The sequence below is a fragment of the Pseudomonas sp. BYT-1 genome (genome assembly GCF_023611805.1).
Lineage (GTDB): Bacteria > Pseudomonadota > Gammaproteobacteria > Pseudomonadales > Pseudomonadaceae > Aquipseudomonas > Aquipseudomonas guariconensis.
This window is the reverse complement of record NZ_CP072559.1, coordinates 3,251,125-3,266,131: the sequence shown is the minus strand read 5'-3', so window position 1 is coordinate 3,266,131 and position 15,007 is coordinate 3,251,125. Positions and strand designations below refer to the sequence as shown.

At 63.2% G+C, this 15,007-nt stretch carries 15 protein-coding genes; 2 read left to right on the top strand and 13 right to left on the bottom strand.

Annotated features, from left to right (window positions below):
* Positions 1-5 precede the first annotated feature (5 nt).
* On the top strand, positions 6-965 hold the full coding sequence (locus tag J5X93_RS15320; RefSeq protein ID WP_090346424.1) for an alpha/beta hydrolase: 960 nt from the start codon (positions 6-8) through the stop codon (positions 963-965).
* A 211-nt stretch (positions 966-1,176) separates the two neighbouring features.
* On the opposite strand, the gene J5X93_RS15315 is transcribed toward J5X93_RS15320, so the two are convergent.
* The 6 genes from J5X93_RS15315 to pvdM form a co-directional block, all read right to left on the bottom strand.
* The gene (locus J5X93_RS15315; protein ID WP_070571324.1) at positions 1,177-3,567 is read right to left on the bottom strand and encodes a TonB-dependent siderophore receptor; all 2,391 of its coding nucleotides are present in this window, start codon (positions 3,565-3,567) and stop codon (positions 1,177-1,179) included.
* A gap of 131 nt (positions 3,568-3,698) precedes the next feature.
* Positions 3,699-5,345, bottom strand: a complete 1,647-nt coding sequence (locus tag J5X93_RS15310) for a cyclic peptide export ABC transporter (protein ID WP_182943005.1) — start codon at positions 5,343-5,345, stop codon at positions 3,699-3,701.
* A gap of 27 nt (positions 5,346-5,372) precedes the next feature.
* On the bottom strand, positions 5,373-6,707 hold the full coding sequence (locus J5X93_RS15305) for a lysine N(6)-hydroxylase/L-ornithine N(5)-oxygenase family protein (protein ID WP_182943007.1): 1,335 nt from the start codon (positions 6,705-6,707) through the stop codon (positions 5,373-5,375).
* A gap of 83 nt (positions 6,708-6,790) precedes the next feature.
* Positions 6,791-7,699 carry a dihydropyoverdine dehydrogenase gene (gene pvdO, locus J5X93_RS15300; protein WP_182943009.1) on the bottom strand — a complete coding sequence of 303 codons (909 nt, stop codon included), beginning with the start codon at positions 7,697-7,699 and terminating at the stop codon, positions 6,791-6,793.
* A gap of 22 nt (positions 7,700-7,721) precedes the next feature.
* Positions 7,722-9,002: a pyoverdine-tailoring periplasmic protein PvdN gene (gene pvdN, locus J5X93_RS15295; protein WP_043211589.1), complete on the bottom strand. Its 1,281-nt coding sequence runs from the start codon at positions 9,000-9,002 to the stop codon at positions 7,722-7,724.
* Between the two features lie 17 nt (positions 9,003-9,019).
* Complete coding sequence (gene pvdM, locus J5X93_RS15290) at positions 9,020-10,363, bottom strand: pyoverdine-tailoring dipeptidase-like protein PvdM (protein WP_043211591.1); 1,344 nt, start codon at positions 10,361-10,363, stop codon at positions 9,020-9,022.
* Positions 10,364-10,548: 185 nt separating this feature from the next.
* Here pvdM and J5X93_RS15285 point away from each other — a divergent pair, with 185 nt between their 5' ends.
* The gene (locus J5X93_RS15285; protein ID WP_182943011.1) at positions 10,549-10,983 is read left to right on the top strand and encodes a hypothetical protein; all 435 of its coding nucleotides are present in this window, start codon (positions 10,549-10,551) and stop codon (positions 10,981-10,983) included.
* 124 nt (positions 10,984-11,107) lie between these two features.
* On the opposite strand, the gene pbpG is transcribed toward J5X93_RS15285, so the two are convergent.
* From pbpG to J5X93_RS15250, 7 genes are all read right to left on the bottom strand, one after another.
* Entirely contained in the window at positions 11,108-12,034 is a 927-nt protein-coding gene (gene pbpG, locus J5X93_RS15280; RefSeq protein WP_043211593.1) for a D-alanyl-D-alanine endopeptidase, read from the bottom strand.
* A gap of 130 nt (positions 12,035-12,164) precedes the next feature.
* Positions 12,165-13,298: a tyrosine-type recombinase/integrase gene (locus J5X93_RS15275; protein ID WP_349666377.1), complete on the bottom strand. Its 1,134-nt coding sequence runs from the start codon at positions 13,296-13,298 to the stop codon at positions 12,165-12,167.
* Positions 13,199-13,543 (bottom strand): hypothetical protein, encoded by a 345-nt coding sequence (locus J5X93_RS15270; RefSeq protein ID WP_250033724.1) that lies wholly within the window; start codon positions 13,541-13,543, stop codon positions 13,199-13,201. The genes J5X93_RS15275 and J5X93_RS15270 overlap by 100 nt, the downstream gene beginning before the upstream one ends.
* A 37-nt stretch (positions 13,544-13,580) precedes the next feature.
* Entirely contained in the window at positions 13,581-13,895 is a 315-nt protein-coding gene (locus J5X93_RS15265; RefSeq protein WP_250033721.1) for a hypothetical protein, read from the bottom strand.
* Positions 13,896-13,947: 52 nt separating this feature from the next.
* Positions 13,948-14,139, bottom strand: coding sequence for a hypothetical protein (locus tag J5X93_RS15260; RefSeq protein WP_070572525.1), 192 nt, complete (start codon positions 14,137-14,139; stop codon positions 13,948-13,950).
* Positions 14,136-14,528, bottom strand: coding sequence for a DUF2591 domain-containing protein (locus tag J5X93_RS15255; protein ID WP_250033718.1), 393 nt, complete (start codon positions 14,526-14,528; stop codon positions 14,136-14,138). Before J5X93_RS15255 ends, J5X93_RS15260 begins: the two co-directional genes overlap by 4 nt.
* Positions 14,525-14,995, bottom strand: coding sequence for a hypothetical protein (locus J5X93_RS15250; RefSeq protein WP_250033715.1), 471 nt, complete (start codon positions 14,993-14,995; stop codon positions 14,525-14,527). The genes J5X93_RS15255 and J5X93_RS15250 overlap by 4 nt, the downstream gene beginning before the upstream one ends.
* Positions 14,996-15,007: the final 12 nt, after the last annotated feature.

Genomic DNA, 15,007 nt, shown 5'->3' with positions numbered 1-15,007 from the left:
GATCGATGCCGCTGCACCCTGATATTGAAGGATTTCTCGAACTGGTGGAGTTCGGTCGCCTGACCGGCAAGAGCCAGCCCATGCATGAACTGTCGCCGCAACAGGCACGCGAGCAGTTCGCCCAAGCTTCACGGCTGCTGGACAGCGCCCCGGCCGGCAACCTGGAAATCACCCAGCTGACGATCCCCAGCCGCGACGGCCAGCCCCTGGCGGCGAGGGCCTATCAGCGTGCCCAGGGTGCGGAGCGACTGCGTCCGGTATTGGTGTATTTCCATGGGGGTGGCTATGTGGTGGGGAGCCTGGATTCCCACGACACCCTATGTCGTCGCCTGGCCTTGGCGGGGGACTTCGTGGTGCTGTCGGCGGACTACCGGCTGGCGCCGGAGCACAAGTTCCCCACCGCATTCAACGATGCTGAGGACGTGGCGCTGTGGCTGCTCAATGAAGGCGCCCGTCATGGCCTGGATGCCGGGCGGGTGGCGTTGGCAGGCGACAGCGTCGGCGGCAGCCTAGTGGCCGCGCTGGCGATTCGCGCCGCTTCGGCCCCGGAGCAACTGGCGTTGCGGCCGAAGGTCCAGGTGCTGCTGTACCCGGTGTTGGACGCGGCGGTGGAGCGACCCTCGCTGGAACGCTTCGCCGAGGGCTACCTGCTGGAGAAGCAGTCGCTGCGCTGGTTCTACCGGCAGTACGAACGTGATACTGCAGACCGGCTGGACTGGCGCTTCTCGCCGATCCATGCCCAGCTGCCAGCGCAACTGGCGCCGACGATCCTGTGGCTGGCCGAGTTCGATCCACTGCTCGATGAAGGCCTGGCTTATGCCGAACGGGTGCGCGGGGCTGGGCTCGAGATCGACTGCGAGGTCAAGGCAGGCATGACACACGACTTTGCACGCATGGGCGAGGTGGTAGGCGAAGTGCCCGAAATGCTGACGACGCTGGCGCAGGAAATCCAGCGGCGGCTCTGAGCGCTTGGGGGCCGCTGCGTGGCCCATCAGGGGCGCAGCGGTTTTGCTTGCTTTTTCCAAGAAAAAAGTAAGCCGCCGTAAGGGCGCAAGGGTGAATCAGCGTCACCCAGCTCAATGGCTAAGCCCACAAACCTCAGAACCGACACAGCCCCAACGAAAAAGCCGGAGCCCACACACGTGGCTCCGGCCTCCTGGTCCTGCCTGGCGCCGATCAGTAGCGGGCGCGCAAGGTCAAGGTCAGATTCCGCGGTTCGCCATAGAAGTTCGACCCCCAGGCACTATCAACCCGGTCGTAGTACTTGCGATCGAACAGGTTGTTGGCGGTCAGGGTCGAGCTCAGGTGCTCGCTGAATTTGTAGCCCACCTGCGCGGTGGTCACCGCGTAGCCACCCTGAACGAAGTCGACATCACCGCGTCTGTAGGAGGTTTCGCTAACCACACGGGTACCCCCGGCCACATGGAAGCCTTTGAGCGCGCCGTCGAGGAACTCGTATTTGGTCCACAGATTGAAGTTGTGCTTGGGCGTGATGGTGCTGAACTGGCTGCCTTTGCTCACGCCGTTGGTGGTGTCGTCCTCCAGCAGCTTGGTCATGGTGAAGGCATAGCCGGTGGCGATGCTCCAGTTGTCGGTCAGGTTGCCGGTCAGCTCGGTTTCCCAGCCTTGGCTGCGCACCTTGCCGCTGGCTTCGTAGCCATTGACGCCGTTCCACTGGGCACGGTTCTCGTCGAAGATCTGGAACATCGCCAGGGATGCGTTCAGGCGACCATCGAGCAGTTCCTGCTTCAGGCCCACTTCATACTGCTTGCCCTTGTGCGGGCCGACCATCTGCTTGCCGGTGGCGTCGGTTTCGCTCTGGGGCTTGAACACGCTGGTGTAGCTGGCGTAGGCCGAAAGCTCGGGGGTCAGCTTGTAGACGATGGCGCCATAGGGAATGGCCTTGGCGTTGGTCTCGGTGGACGGGTTGCCGAAGTTGTTGAAGAAGGTGTTGGCGTTCTTCGCGTCAGCTTCGAACCAGGTCACGCGGCTGCCCAGGATCACGTCCAGCTCGTCGGTGACACTGAGCTTGGTGCGGCCATAGATCCCGTACTGCTCACTCTTGGAGTAGTTGAAGTTGGTGTGCGGCATGTCCAGGTGCGGCAGGTCGTTGGCGCCGCCGATGCCGATCGGAAAGCCGTCCGCCCAGCCGTCGCCGTCAAGGTCCGCTGTGCCGTAGGTGAAGGCTTTGTCCAGGTGCTGGTATTCGCCACCGAGGGTGAACTCGTGGGTACGACCGGCGAAGGTGAATGGCGAGGTGACGAAGCTGTCCAGACCCATGGTCTTGATGCGGGTGTAGTAGGAGTACATCGACGCGATGGCGGTATTGGTCGCCGGGTCCACGCCGTCGGTGGTCCAGGTGAACTCGCGGGTGGGGGTGCGGGCATCGCGGTAGGTCAGCGAGGTCTTCCACTGGCCGCCATTGTCCAGGGCGTGGTCGAGTTCGGTGAAGGCTTCCCAGGTCTCTTCCTTGAGCGTATTCCACTTGGCATCGATGTAGGTGTGACGGCCCACATCCAGCAGCTTGCCGTTGGCATAGGCCGGCAGGCCGAACGCCGGAGTGGAGTCGTTCTTCTGGTAGGCACCACCGAACGACAGGGTGGTGCTCGGGTCCAGGTCCATTTCCAGGCGACCATAGAACATCGGGCGCTCGTTCTCGACATAGTCGACGAACGATTTGTTGTTCTCGTAGGCGGTGACCGCACGGCCGCGGATCGTGCCTTCGGCATTCAGCGGGCCGGTGACGTCGACCATGGTGCGATAGCGGTCCCAGGAACCTGCGGCCACCTCGCCGTTCAGGGCGAAGGTGTCCAGGGCGCGCTTGCGCACCACGTTGATGGTACCGGCCGGCTCGCCGGACCCTGCGTACAGGCCGCTCGGGCCGCGCAGCACTTCGACGCGGTCATACATGGCCAGGTCGAAGCTGGTGGCCATGTCGCCTTGGCCGGTGATCTGCGAGACGCCATCGACCTGCACCTGGTCCACCAAAAAGCCGCGCATGTACACGTCGTTCAGGCTTGAGCCGGTGTTGTAGGTCTTGATGGTGGCGCCAGTGACCTGGCGCATCGCGTCCTGCAGGTTGTTCATGTTCTGGTCATCCATGCGCTGGCGGGTGACCACGGTCACCGACTGCGGGATGTCCTTCAGGCGCTCGGTGCCTTTGCCGATGGTGACCGCCTGGGCCGCGTAGGAGTGCGTGCCTTCGGAGGTGGCGCTCAGGGCCTGGCCGTCGATCTGGATGTTCCCCAACTCCAGAGCGTCGCCCGCCGAGGGCCCCTGCAAGGTGACCTGGGAGCCGTCGATGCTGTAGCGCACGCCGGTGCCTTGCAGCATCTGGCGCAGCGCTTGCTGCGGCTCAAGGCGACCGTTCACCGCGGTGGAGCGCTTGCCGCCGACGGTGTCAGGGCTGAACAGGATCTGCAGGTTGGTCTGCTGGCCGAGGGCTTGCAGTGCCGAGCCCAGCGGTTGCGACGGGATGTTCAACTGGATTTCCTGGGCCTGGACCAGCGCTGCGCAGGGCAGCATGAGGGCCAGGGCCAACGGTGACAGTGCGTGTTTGACAGACATCGTGCTTCCTTTGAAGGAACTTGTAATTTTTTGGGTGAATGAGAGTTGTTCGTATTCAAGGAGAAGACGCATAGCCTTCTGGAAACCGGAAAAAATTCTTGCAAGTAGGGGTAAAAAAGACGCGCCTGGGGTCAGGCGCGCTCGGTCAAGGGATGCAATTGGCCGCCACGTACTTCGATGAGCTGGTCGGCCAGGTCGAAGTAGCGGTCGTCGTGGGAGATCACGATCACGGTCTTGCCCTGGCGTTTGAGGTCCGGCAACAGCTCGGTGTAGAAGACCTTGCGAAACGCCGGATCCTGATCGGCGGCCCACTCGTCGAACACCAGCACCGGACGCTCGTCGAGCCAGGCGTGCAGCAGGGCCAGGCGTTTGCGCTGACCGGTGGAGAGGTCGGTGGTCGAGAACGCGCCGTCGCGGATGGTCACCTTGTGCGCCAGCTCCAGGCGCTCGAGGTAGGCCTGGGTGTGCTCGGGGAGCACGCCCTTGCGTTCGAGCAGTTCCTGGAAAAGGAAGAAGTCGGCGAACACGGTGGTGAACAGCTGGCGATAGTCGTCACGCTGGGCAGGGCCGACGGCCTGGCCGTTGAGCAGTACCTGGCCGCTGTCGGGTTCGTACAGGCCCAGCAACAGCTTGATCAGGGTGGTCTTGCCGCTGCCGTTCTGGCCGACGATGAACAGCAGTTCACCTGGCGTGACCGTCAGATCGAATGGCCCCATGCGAAATGGTGGCAAGCCGTCGACGCTGGGGAAGGCATAGGTCAGTCCACGCAGCTCCAGGCTTTTGAGCACAGGGCGTGCGCCGGTCTCGTTGGCGGGGAGCAGGAACGGCTCGGGCGTGGAGAACGCGGCGTTCATGTCGGCGATGCGCTTGAGGGCGACGGCGTTGCGGCTGATCAGCGGCAGCAGGCTGAGCACCGATTCCATCGGGCCTTTCATGAACAGCAAGGTCATGATGAAGCCGCTGAGCACGCTGTTTTCGACCGGCACCCCCCAGGTCTGCTGGGCCAGGCACAAGCCGATGACCATGAAGAACAGCAGCGAGCCGAAGGTGCTGGCACTCAGGAAGATGTTCACCGAGCGGATTTGCAGTGCGGCGATGCGCTGCACGGTGGGAATCACCTGCTCGCGGTACAGCGTGTGCCGGCGCTGGCGGTGCATGCGCAGTTCCTTGGCGCCCTCGGCCATGCTGCGGTAGTACTTCTGCAACTGGTCTTCTTCTTCGCGGGCGGCTTCGAAGCCGCCCATGCCATGGCTGCGCGCCACGTACTGGGCGATGCAGCCAAGCACCACAGCGCTGGCGGTGATCAGGAACAGCGTCCCATCGAGCATGGCCAGGTAGCCCAGGCAACCCAAGGTCACGGTCAGCGAGACGATCAGCTGCGGCAGGCCGAAGGTGAAGTCGCTCACGGTGTCGATGTCGTGGGTCAGCACCGGGATCAGGCGATGGCTGCGGTAGCGTTCCAACTGCTCGATTGGGGCGCAGAGTACCTTGCCGCCCAACGAGATGCGCAGGCGCGCGATCACCTGCTGGCCAACGTAATTGGTGCCGATGTTCGCGGCGATGGCGCAGCCCAGGGCCAGCGCGCACAGCCCGGCGAAGCCGAGCATGACCGCGCTGGCGAAAGCCTGCTCGCTGTGCATCAGGGCGTTGATCCGCGCCAGCAGTGCGGTCACGCTCAGGCCGCCGACGATCCCCAGCACGATGGAGACGGCCAGGGTGGGCAGCAGCGGGCGCAGGATCGACAGCAGTTCGCGGGATGTAGCCTTTGTCGAGCTCATGAAGCGTCCTCAAAAAACGGCCGCGCGTCACGCGCGGCTCAGGGCGACGGCTTCACGCAGCCCGGCACGCTGGCCGGCCAGGGTCTGGTACAGCGACTGACCGATTTCGCTGGCGCGCATCGGCAGCACCGAGAGCAAGGTGTCGGACAGGCCGTGTGAGCTTTCGCAGAACCCTTGCAGGTACACCGCCGCCTGCAGGTCGTCGCTGGCCAGGGCCCGGTAGTCGCGATCGACCACGAAGTCCTTCAGGTGCTGCTGCAGGGGCGCCAGAAGCTCGCGGTGCGAACGGCGTTCGTAGCCGGTGGCAAGGATCACCGCGTCGTAGCGATGGGTCTGCTGCTGGTGTGTGGCCAGGTCCTGCAGGGTCAGCTCGATGCCCTCGGCAGTGGCGGTGGCCGCTTCGACTTGACGGCGGCAGAGCACGGCGTGACGGAACTGGTGGGCGACTTTCTGGCGATAGAGGATGCCGTAGATGCGCTCGAGCAGGTCGATGTCCACCACCGAGTAGTTGGTGTTGTGGTACTCATCGATCAGTTTCTTGCGCTCGGGCTGGCTCTGGTTGAACACCAGGTCGGTGTACTGCGGCGCGAAGATTTCGTTGACGAAGGGGCTGTCGTCGGCGGGTTTGAGCGCCGAGGCGCGTACGATCATGTCGACCTTCACCGATGGGTAGCTGTCGTTCAGGTCGATGAACGCCTCGGCCGCGCTCTGGCCAGAGCCGATGATGGCGATGCGCATCGGTTTGCCGTCGCTGCAAGGCAGGGCCGCCAGGCTCTTGAGGTAGGTGGAGTGGTGGAAGACCCGTGGATCATGCTTGAACGCGGCGAAGGTCGCCGGCACTTTCGGCGTGCCGCCAGTGCCGACCACCACCGCGCGGGCCAGGCGGCGGCGCTCCTGGCCGCCCGCCTCGCGGGAGATCACTTGCAGGTGCTGGATGCGCCCGGCTTCCAGGACCGGCTCGATGCGCACCACTTCCTCACCATAGGCCGCCTGGGTGGCGAAGTGTTCGGCAGCCCAGCGCAGGTAGTCGTTGTACTCCAGGCGGCAGGGGTAGAAGGTGCCCAGGTTGACGAAGTCCACCAGGCGCTGCTTCTGGTGCAGGTAGTTGACGAAGCTGTAGGGGCTGGTGGGGTTGCGCAGGGACACCAAATCCTTGAGGAAGGAGATCTGCAGTTCGCTCTGGGTGGCCAAGGTGTCGCCGTGCCAGCGGTAGTTGCGCTGCTTGTCGATGAACAGGGCATCGAGGGCGTAGCCGTGGGTGTCGGCGAGTTCTTCCAGGGCGATGGCCAAGGCCAGGTTGGAAGGGCCGAAGCCTACGCCAATCAGGTCGTGAAGGGGCTCGGAGGTTGGGTGCTGGCTCATGGTGACGATTCCTCGGGGTCTGTCGGAGGTGGGTGCCTTGAAGGCACCCGGGTCCTGCGCATGTACACCGATAGAACGAGCCGTCAGCCGTGCAATTTAGAACTCTTCTCGTTCTCCAGTTCCCGGACGACGCGAAAGCCGATCCAGTCGCCGCGATCGCCCGGATAGGTCTGGTTGCGGTTGCCCGAGCGGGAGAAGATCGGTGCTTCGCCCCAGTCGTTGCCGCGCAGTTGCACCAGCTCGCAGTTGGGTTCCTTCCAGGCGCTGCCATCGCTGGGCGCGCCGACGTAGCTGTCGTGATAGCAGTCGGCAGTCCATTCGTAGACGTTGCCGTGCATGTCGTACACGCCGAAGGCGTTAGGCGGGTAGCTGCCCACGGGAGCGGTATAGCTGAAGCCGTCCTTGGGGCCGTAGACGTTGGCGTGGCGGGTGATTTCGTAGTCGGCATCCGGGTCCAGAGGGAAGGGGAATGGCCCAGTGCTGCCGGCACGGGCCGCGTATTCGCGTTCTGCCTCGCTGATCATGCGGTAGGTATGGCCAGTCTTTTTCGACAGCCAGGCGACATAGGCCTCGACGTCCTTGTAGCTCATGCACACGGCAGGGTGGCGGTCGACGGTTTTGGGGTCGAGCTTGTAGCTGGGGACGCTGTTGGTGCAGCGCCGGCCTGGGCGATCGTCACCGTCGGCGATCACCGTACCGGTCTGTTTGAGGTAGGCCTGCCACTCGCCTGCGGTAACGTGGAAGCGGCTGATGGCGAAGGGTTTGTCGAAGGTCACCAGGTGCAACGGGCCCTCGTCAGGCTGACGGCCGACCTCATCGTCCGGGGTGCCCATCTGGAAGCTACCGGCGGGCAGTACCACCATCTGCGGGCAGTCCTCGCAGTCCTGGAACACTTCGCCGGGCTTGTGGTCGTGCGCGCCTCGGGCCGGGCCTGCGAGCAGGCAGCCGAGCAGGCCGAGTAGGGATAGCGGGCGTAGCAGGTTCGTGGGCATCGTGGATTCCTTGCTGTGGCGGTCATAGCGTGCGCTTGAGCAGCGCGAGGGTACGGTCGAGTTCCTGTTCGTCGTTGAGCAGGCCCGGCGCGGTGCGGATCACCGGGCCTGCGTCGCGGTACACGGCGTCGACCATCACCCGGTGTTCGATCAGGTAGTTGGCGAACCGGTCCTGGTCTTCCTCGGCCTTGACGCGGAAGAAGGTGAACCCGGCCGAATGGGTGCTGCCTTGGGGGGTGACCAGTTGGAGTTGGTCGATTTCCGCCAGGCGCTGCTTGAAGTAGTCGTTGAGCTGGTGGATACGCGCCTGCACATCGGCCTTGCCCAATTGCAGGTGCAGCTCGAAGGCTTTGCCGACTGACCAGCGGTGCTCGAAGCTGTGATAGCCCCCGGGGGTCATGATGGTGGCGAAGTCCTCGTCCTCGGAGAACGTGGCGAAGGTGGGTACCAGATGGTCTTGCAGTTTTTCGCTGGCGGCGCAGATCAGGCCGGTGCCCCGGGGGCCGAACATCCACTTGTGGGTGCCGGCGATGAAGTAGTCGCAGTTGAAGTCGGAAAACTGCGCATCTTCCACGCCGAACCCATGCACGCCATCGACCACGTAGACGATGCGATCCTGCTCGTCGCGGTCGCGATTGTGCCGACGCACCAGCTCGCCGATCTGGCCAATGGGCAGTTTCACGCCGCTGCCCGAATGCACCCAGGTCATGCCCAGGACGCGGGTATGGGGCCTGATGGCGCGGTCGATGGTCTCCAGGATGCGCTCGGTGCTGACGTTCCAGGCCTCGTCGAACAGGCGAAGCTTTCGCACCTGGGTGCCTTGCCGGCGTTGGCGAAGGTCGAAGCTGGTGTTGGCCGAGTAGTGTTCGTGCTCGGTGGTGAGGATCTCCTGGTGCGGCGCCACCTTCAGGCCCGCGTAGATCATCCCCAGGCCTTCAGTGGTGCTGCCGGTCAGGGCAATCTGGCGGGGTTTGACGCCCAGATAGCGTGCGGCCCACTCGCGGACCTCGGCCTCGCGCTTCCACACTGCCTGGCTGTGCCAGTCCATCCACTGCGCCGGGTTGCGGTCGAGTTCGGCGCGGTAGCGGTCGATGCTCTCCTGCACTGGCCGAGGGTGGGTGGTCACCAGGAAATTGGACAGGTGAATCACCTCCGGCGCCTGGGGAAACAATGTGCGCAGCTGGCGCCATTTGTCCTGGCCGGTCAGCGACGCGGGTGCGGCGACGGCCAGGGCGTGGGGCATCATGGGAAGGCTTGCGGCCAGCAGGCCGGCTTGCTTGAGGAAGGTACGGCGATTGCTCATGAGCGGTCAGGCCTTGATCAGCGGTGGGCGACAGGGTGGGCGGATTTCTGGACCTGCTCCCACACGCGCAGGAAGTTGCCGGCCCACAGCTTGGCGATGTCGGTTTCGCTGTAGCCGCGGGTGAGCAGTTCGGCGGTGACATTGCGGATTTCGCTGACGTCCTTCCAGCCCTCCAGGCCGCCGCCGTCATTGAAGTCCGAGCTGATGCCGACATGGTCGATGCCGACCTTCTTGACCGTGTAGTCGATGGCATCGACGTACTGCTTGAGGGTGGCCTTGGGCTCTTCCTCGAGGATGCCGTAGAGCGAACTTGCGTACTCGCCGAAGCGCGCCTCGGGCCAGATGGCGATCACCGCATCGCCTGGCATCAGGGCGTTGGCCAGGCCCTGCAAGGGCGGCAGGTCGAAACGCGTGCGCAGGGCCTGGAGCTTGTCGAGTACTGGCTTGCCCAGCGGTTTGAGGTACTGGCCGAAGCCGACCACCTGGATCACGCCGCCGCTGTCCTTGATCAGTTGCATCTCCTTGTCGGACAGGTTGCGTGGAATATCCACCAGCGCCCGGGGCGCGGAGTGGGAGGCGACGATCGGCGCGCGGGAAAGACGGGCGACATCTTCCAGGGCCAGCGTGGACATCTGCGACACATCGATGATCACGCCCAGATCGTTCAGGCGCTTGACCGCCTGCTCACCCAGCGGCGACAGCCCGCCAAGGGCATCGGCGGTGTCGTTGAAGAACGGCAGCGGTCGCGAGGAGTCGGCCCAGTCGTTGTTGCCGGTGTAGCTGAAGCCGAACATGCGCATGCCACGCGCCGCCCATAGGTCGAGCTGGGACAGGTCGTGGCCGAGCGGGTAGGCATTGAGCATGCTGATGAAGATGGCGAACTTGCCTTCGCCGTTCAGGCGTCGGAAGTCTTCGGGGGTGTAGGCGATGCCCACTTGGTTGGGGAAATCGCGGACCATGCCGGTGATGATCTTGTAGCGCACTTCCTGCTGGTGGCGGGCCTCGTCGACGAAGCCCGGGGTGGGACGGTGCGGGGCGTTGGGCCCGTTCCAGATCTCCGGCCAGCCGAAAATCGTCAGCGCCGCGCCGGAGAGTCGTCCACGGCCGGCCTTGACCAGGTCGAACTGGCCCGGACCGTCCTTGTCGAGCTCGTTGCCTGCTGTACCCAGGTCCAGTGGCACGGTCACATGGCTGTCGAAAGAGAGCATGTGCTCGTGCAGGGCATTGGCCTGCTCGACGATGGGGCGCGGGTAGCCAGGATCCTGGCCGAACCAGTGGAAGTAACCGGCAGCGCCAAGGGCGGCTGCCAAGGCCAGGGGCAGGCCAATGTACAGGGCTTTGCGGGAGCGGGTCGTGGTCATTGCCATCTCGTTGCAGGGCTGATCGGGGCGAGGTGCCGGGCAGGTGTGGGCCAGGGCAGGGCTCGGGTATCAGGTGGACGAATGGCGGGACGGCAAATTTATTGGCGGGCGCTGACGCTCAAGAAGTGCGCCGGGCGGCCGATAGTTACTGCGTCTAAATGGCCCTAATGGGCAGGGAGAAACACATGGTAGGCATCACAGGGATCAACATCGCCAGCCCATCGCTGGCCACGACCACCCAGGCGGGCGAGGCGGACAAGACCGAACAGGGCAAGGCGACGGGCGTGCAGGTCGATCTTTCCGGGCTGCGTGATACCACGCAGGCCAAACAGGCCAAGCAAGCGGAAAGTGCCGAGGACAGCGGTGAGCCGCCGCACATCAAGCAATTGCGGGAGATGATCAAGAAGCTGCAGAAGCAGCTGGCCGAGGAGCAAAAGCAACTGGCTCAGCTGGCGGCCCAGAACATGGACGAAACCAGCAAGCTGGCAGCGATCACCGCCAAGCAGGCGAGCATCGCCACGATCAGCGGTGAAATCCAGGCGGCCACCGCGCAACTGTTGGAAGCCCTGAGCAAAACCGGCGGCAGCAGCGCCGGTGGCATGGTCAGTACCCAGGTTTGAAACCTGGGATGCGCATTCGCGGGTAAATCCGCTCCCACAGGTTTTGCGGTGCTCTCACGAACCCCGCCATACCTGTGGGAGCGGATTTACCCGCGAAGCAGGCGCCGCGCAGCAAGGTCGCGAATCAGTCGTTGGCCAGGCGCGGACGGCTCTGGCGCTCGGCCTTGTACTGCATCGCCACCGCCGGTGCCGGCTTGGCGCTGCCGGTCTCCAACCACTGGCGCATGCGACTGGCATCGGCGAAGTGGGTGTACTTGCCGAAGGCATCGAGGATCACCATGGCCACTGGGCGATTGTCCATCTTGGTCAGCAGTACCAGGCAGTGGCCGGCCTCGTTGGTGAAGCCGGTCTTGGTCAGCTTGATGTCCCAATTGCTCTTGTTCACCAAATGGTCGGTGTTACGGAAGCCCAGTGTGTAGTTGGGCTTGCGGAACGCCACGGTCTTTTCGCGGGTGGTGGAAAGCTCGCTGAGCATCGGGTACTTGCGCGAAGCCATCAGCAGCTTGGCCAGGTCACGGGCGGTGGAGACGTTCTGGGTCGAAAGGCCGGTGGGCTCGACATAGCGCGTGTGCGCCATGCCCAGGCTGCGCGCCTTGGCATTCATTGCCTTGATGAACGCGCTGTAGCCACCCGGATACGCGTTGGCCAGGCTGTTGGCGGCGCGGTTTTCCGAAGACATCAGGGTGATCAGCAGGGTCTCGCGACGGTTGAGCTGGCTACCGAGCCGCACACGGGAATAGACACCCTTCATCTCCGGGTTGTTGGCAATGGTCATGGTGAGCATCTCATCCATGGGCAGCTTGGCGTCCAGCACCACCATGGCGGTCATCAGCTTGGTGACCGAAGCGATGGGCACTACGCGGTCGGCATGGCTGGAATACAACTCCTGGTTGGTGTTCAGGTCGATCAGCAGGGCGCTGCCGGAGGCCAGGTGCAGCTTGGCGGGGTCGCGTTGTACCTGGGCCGGGGGTTGTGCAGCAGCGGTCGACGGAAGGGTCGCGGTTCCTGTGAGCAACAGCAGCAGGCTGAGGATGGACAGGGAAGTTTTCACGTTGAGGCTCACTAAAAGTTGGTATGTCGTTGGCTGTGCAAGGGTTTCCCCCAAAAAACCGATGCATTCTGGAGTATGGCCGAACGGCTGTCGAATGCCTTATATCCAAAGGGCGCAAGGTGAACGAAATTTAATCCTGTACCAATTCTGTACCAATTACCTTCGTTTCAAGTTTCTCCAGCTCAGCCCAATCGTTGGCCGAGTTCAGCCACTTGGCATAGGTGGAAAGCAGCACCTGCACGGAGTGGCCCAGCTGTCCGGCGATGAAAGCCGGGTTCATCCCTGACATGAGGCACATCGTTGCATAAGTGTGCCGGCAGTTGTACTGGGGACGGTGCCTGAGGCCCTTTGCCTCGACAGCCTTGTTGAAGTGTTTGCCCGCAGTTTCCGGCACGGTGATGTGAGGTGAAGGTCCCGACGGCTGGAAGATGAAAGGCGACTCAGTCGACACACGGCGTTTCTGCTTCGACCGGGAATCAGCGATTTCCCTGGCTTTGGCCAGTGCGCCGAGAGCCCGACTGTTCAACATCACGGTGCGGGTGTATTTGGTTTTGGTCCGCTCGACCACCGTCTTTTCGACCACGATCCGGCAAACGTGGGCTGTCTTCTTCTCGAAGTCGATCTCGTCCCAGCGCAGCGCCATGATCTCACCTGTGCGCATGCCGGTGTAGAAGGCAAACTCATAGAACGCAGCGAACACTTGGTTGCAGCGGGAGAAGTTTGCATACATCCATGCGATCAACCCTTCGGCCTCATCAACCGTGAAGGGGTCAACCTGCTTTTTGGCTTTCTGCGGCAGCTGGATTGATGCCGCTGGGTTCCTGTCCACCACCTCGTCAAACACCGCCGCGCGGAACATCGCTTTGACCCTGGCGATTGCGGCGCGTTTGACCGTCGAGCTTTTCCACTCGGTCTTCGCGACCACCTCTCTCAGTACCATCGGCGTTACGGCCTTGATCGGCATCGTCGCTAAGTGTGGCATCCAGTAGTTGTTCATCAATCCTTTGTAGTTGACCCGAGTGTCGTGCACTACTTCCAGGCTGTTCAGCCAGCTCTGCGCGTACTCGCCAAACATCAGCTCGTTGGCCGGCGCCGTGTAGCTGGAGGATGGGAACAGCTCGGCGTACCGTTTTTCGTCCAGTACGCCGTGCTTGGCCAGGCTGACTACTTGAGCGCGTAGATCGGCTGCCGCTTTGATCCCCTTGGCGGTTTGGGGATACGAGAGAGTTTCGGACCGACGCTCACCGTTCCAAGTAAAACGGATCCGGATTGATTTGCCGATGAGTTCGACTCCAGTGGGTAGCCCCAGCTTCCTTCCAGCCACGCTTCGTATCTCCTGATGCTGTAAAAAATCCGGCCGTCGATCTTCTTCCAGACCCCCTCGGGGATCACTCCGCGGCTTCGCTTGCCTTCCAAGGCCCGCTTGGTCGTCCCGACCAGCTCGGCCATTTTCTCCTCCGGCACCTTGTCAGATACATAGGCCACCGGCTGGCGCTCTTCGTCTTGCATGATGGTCTCCACGCCGCCGGTGGCGGCAGGTTGGTGGTCAGTCGCAGCTGCTCGAGCTGGAGCCGCTGTCGCTGGAGCTGCTGCTGTCGCTCGATGAGTAGCTGCTGCCGCTGTCGTAGCTGCTGTAGTCACGGCTGGCGCAGGAACTGCTCGAGCGGGTCTGCTCGTAGTTATCCGTCATGTTTATTGGGTGCATAGGGCTGACCGGGCTCATGGGATTGAGCGGGTCGAGCAGCGGATCCTGCCGACCGGATGCTGGGCTGTGGCCTCGGGCATACCCGGTTGGGCCGAGCGCGGCGCGTTGTGCCGGCTTCTTCTTGCGCTTGAACAGGCGGGCCAAGAAATTGAGCATGAGTCTCTCCATGCCCGCGCATGTCGGCGGGCTTGAGTAGTTGGGGGAGGGGTTATTTGCTGTACTGGTTGCGGATACGACGGGCGACGGCTCGCAGTTCGCCGTCCATCTCGAACATCTCGTTGTTGTCCCGGCGCGAGACGACCCCGGACCTGGTGACGTTGCGGCCTCCCAGAATCCAGGCAGCCAGTAGGATCAGCGCCGATTCCAACTGACGCCGTAGCCAGCCCGTATGCGGGATCATGGCATCAGCTCCTTCGGCACCTGGACGGTATCGCCGAGCTTTGCGGAAACGATGGCGCGGCAGGCGGCGACCAGGGCGGTGTCACCCGGCTGGCAAAACTCGCCTTTGTCAGTGATTACCCAAGCTGCCCAAACATCGTCGGTGCTCTGCGGGCAATGGAGGCTGACCATGTTTTTCTCGATCAGCAGCCCTCCCAGCGCCCAGTCTTCGTGCGGGTTGTAGAGAACATCCCACTGCAGTGCCTGGCCGCGCTTCTTCCAGAAAACACGCCACGGCACGTTGTACTGAGGTCCTACCAGGAAGACCTCAAGCCCTTCAGCCTGGGCAACGGCCCAGTCGAGCGCGTGGCCGGTGAGGTCTGCCGTCTTCACTTCGATCAGGTCGGTCATGGCGCCTCCCGCGTTGCCATTGAGCGGTCAATGCGCTCGATTTCAGCGAGGATCAGGGCGCCGGCGCGAACAAGGTTTTCTCGTCGGCTGCGAGGCTTCCACCAGCTGAGCGCCCACGGCCAGGCCGGCGGGCAAGTTGGCTGCCACTTTTTCATGGCCTGCTTTTCGTCGTCCCAGATATCCAGCCATGGGGGCGCGAGCGCGTAGCAGGTGGCGGCATCGACCAGCTCAAGGCTGCCACACTGGTCGTCATGCTCCGCCGTCCAGCCCTCCGCTTCGACCTGGCGCTTGCGCTCAGCCAAGACAGCAAGCCCCGCAACGGTCGTGCCGTCCTGGCACTTGTACTCCACGGACCTGGCCAGGCGCTCAAATGCATGTTCGTTTACGCCGAACGCCAAAGCTTCCTGGTACGCTCTACTTGCGAGGTCGAGCAGTTCGCTTTCTTCGACCAGCAGGTGCTGGCGCATCTTTTTGGCTTC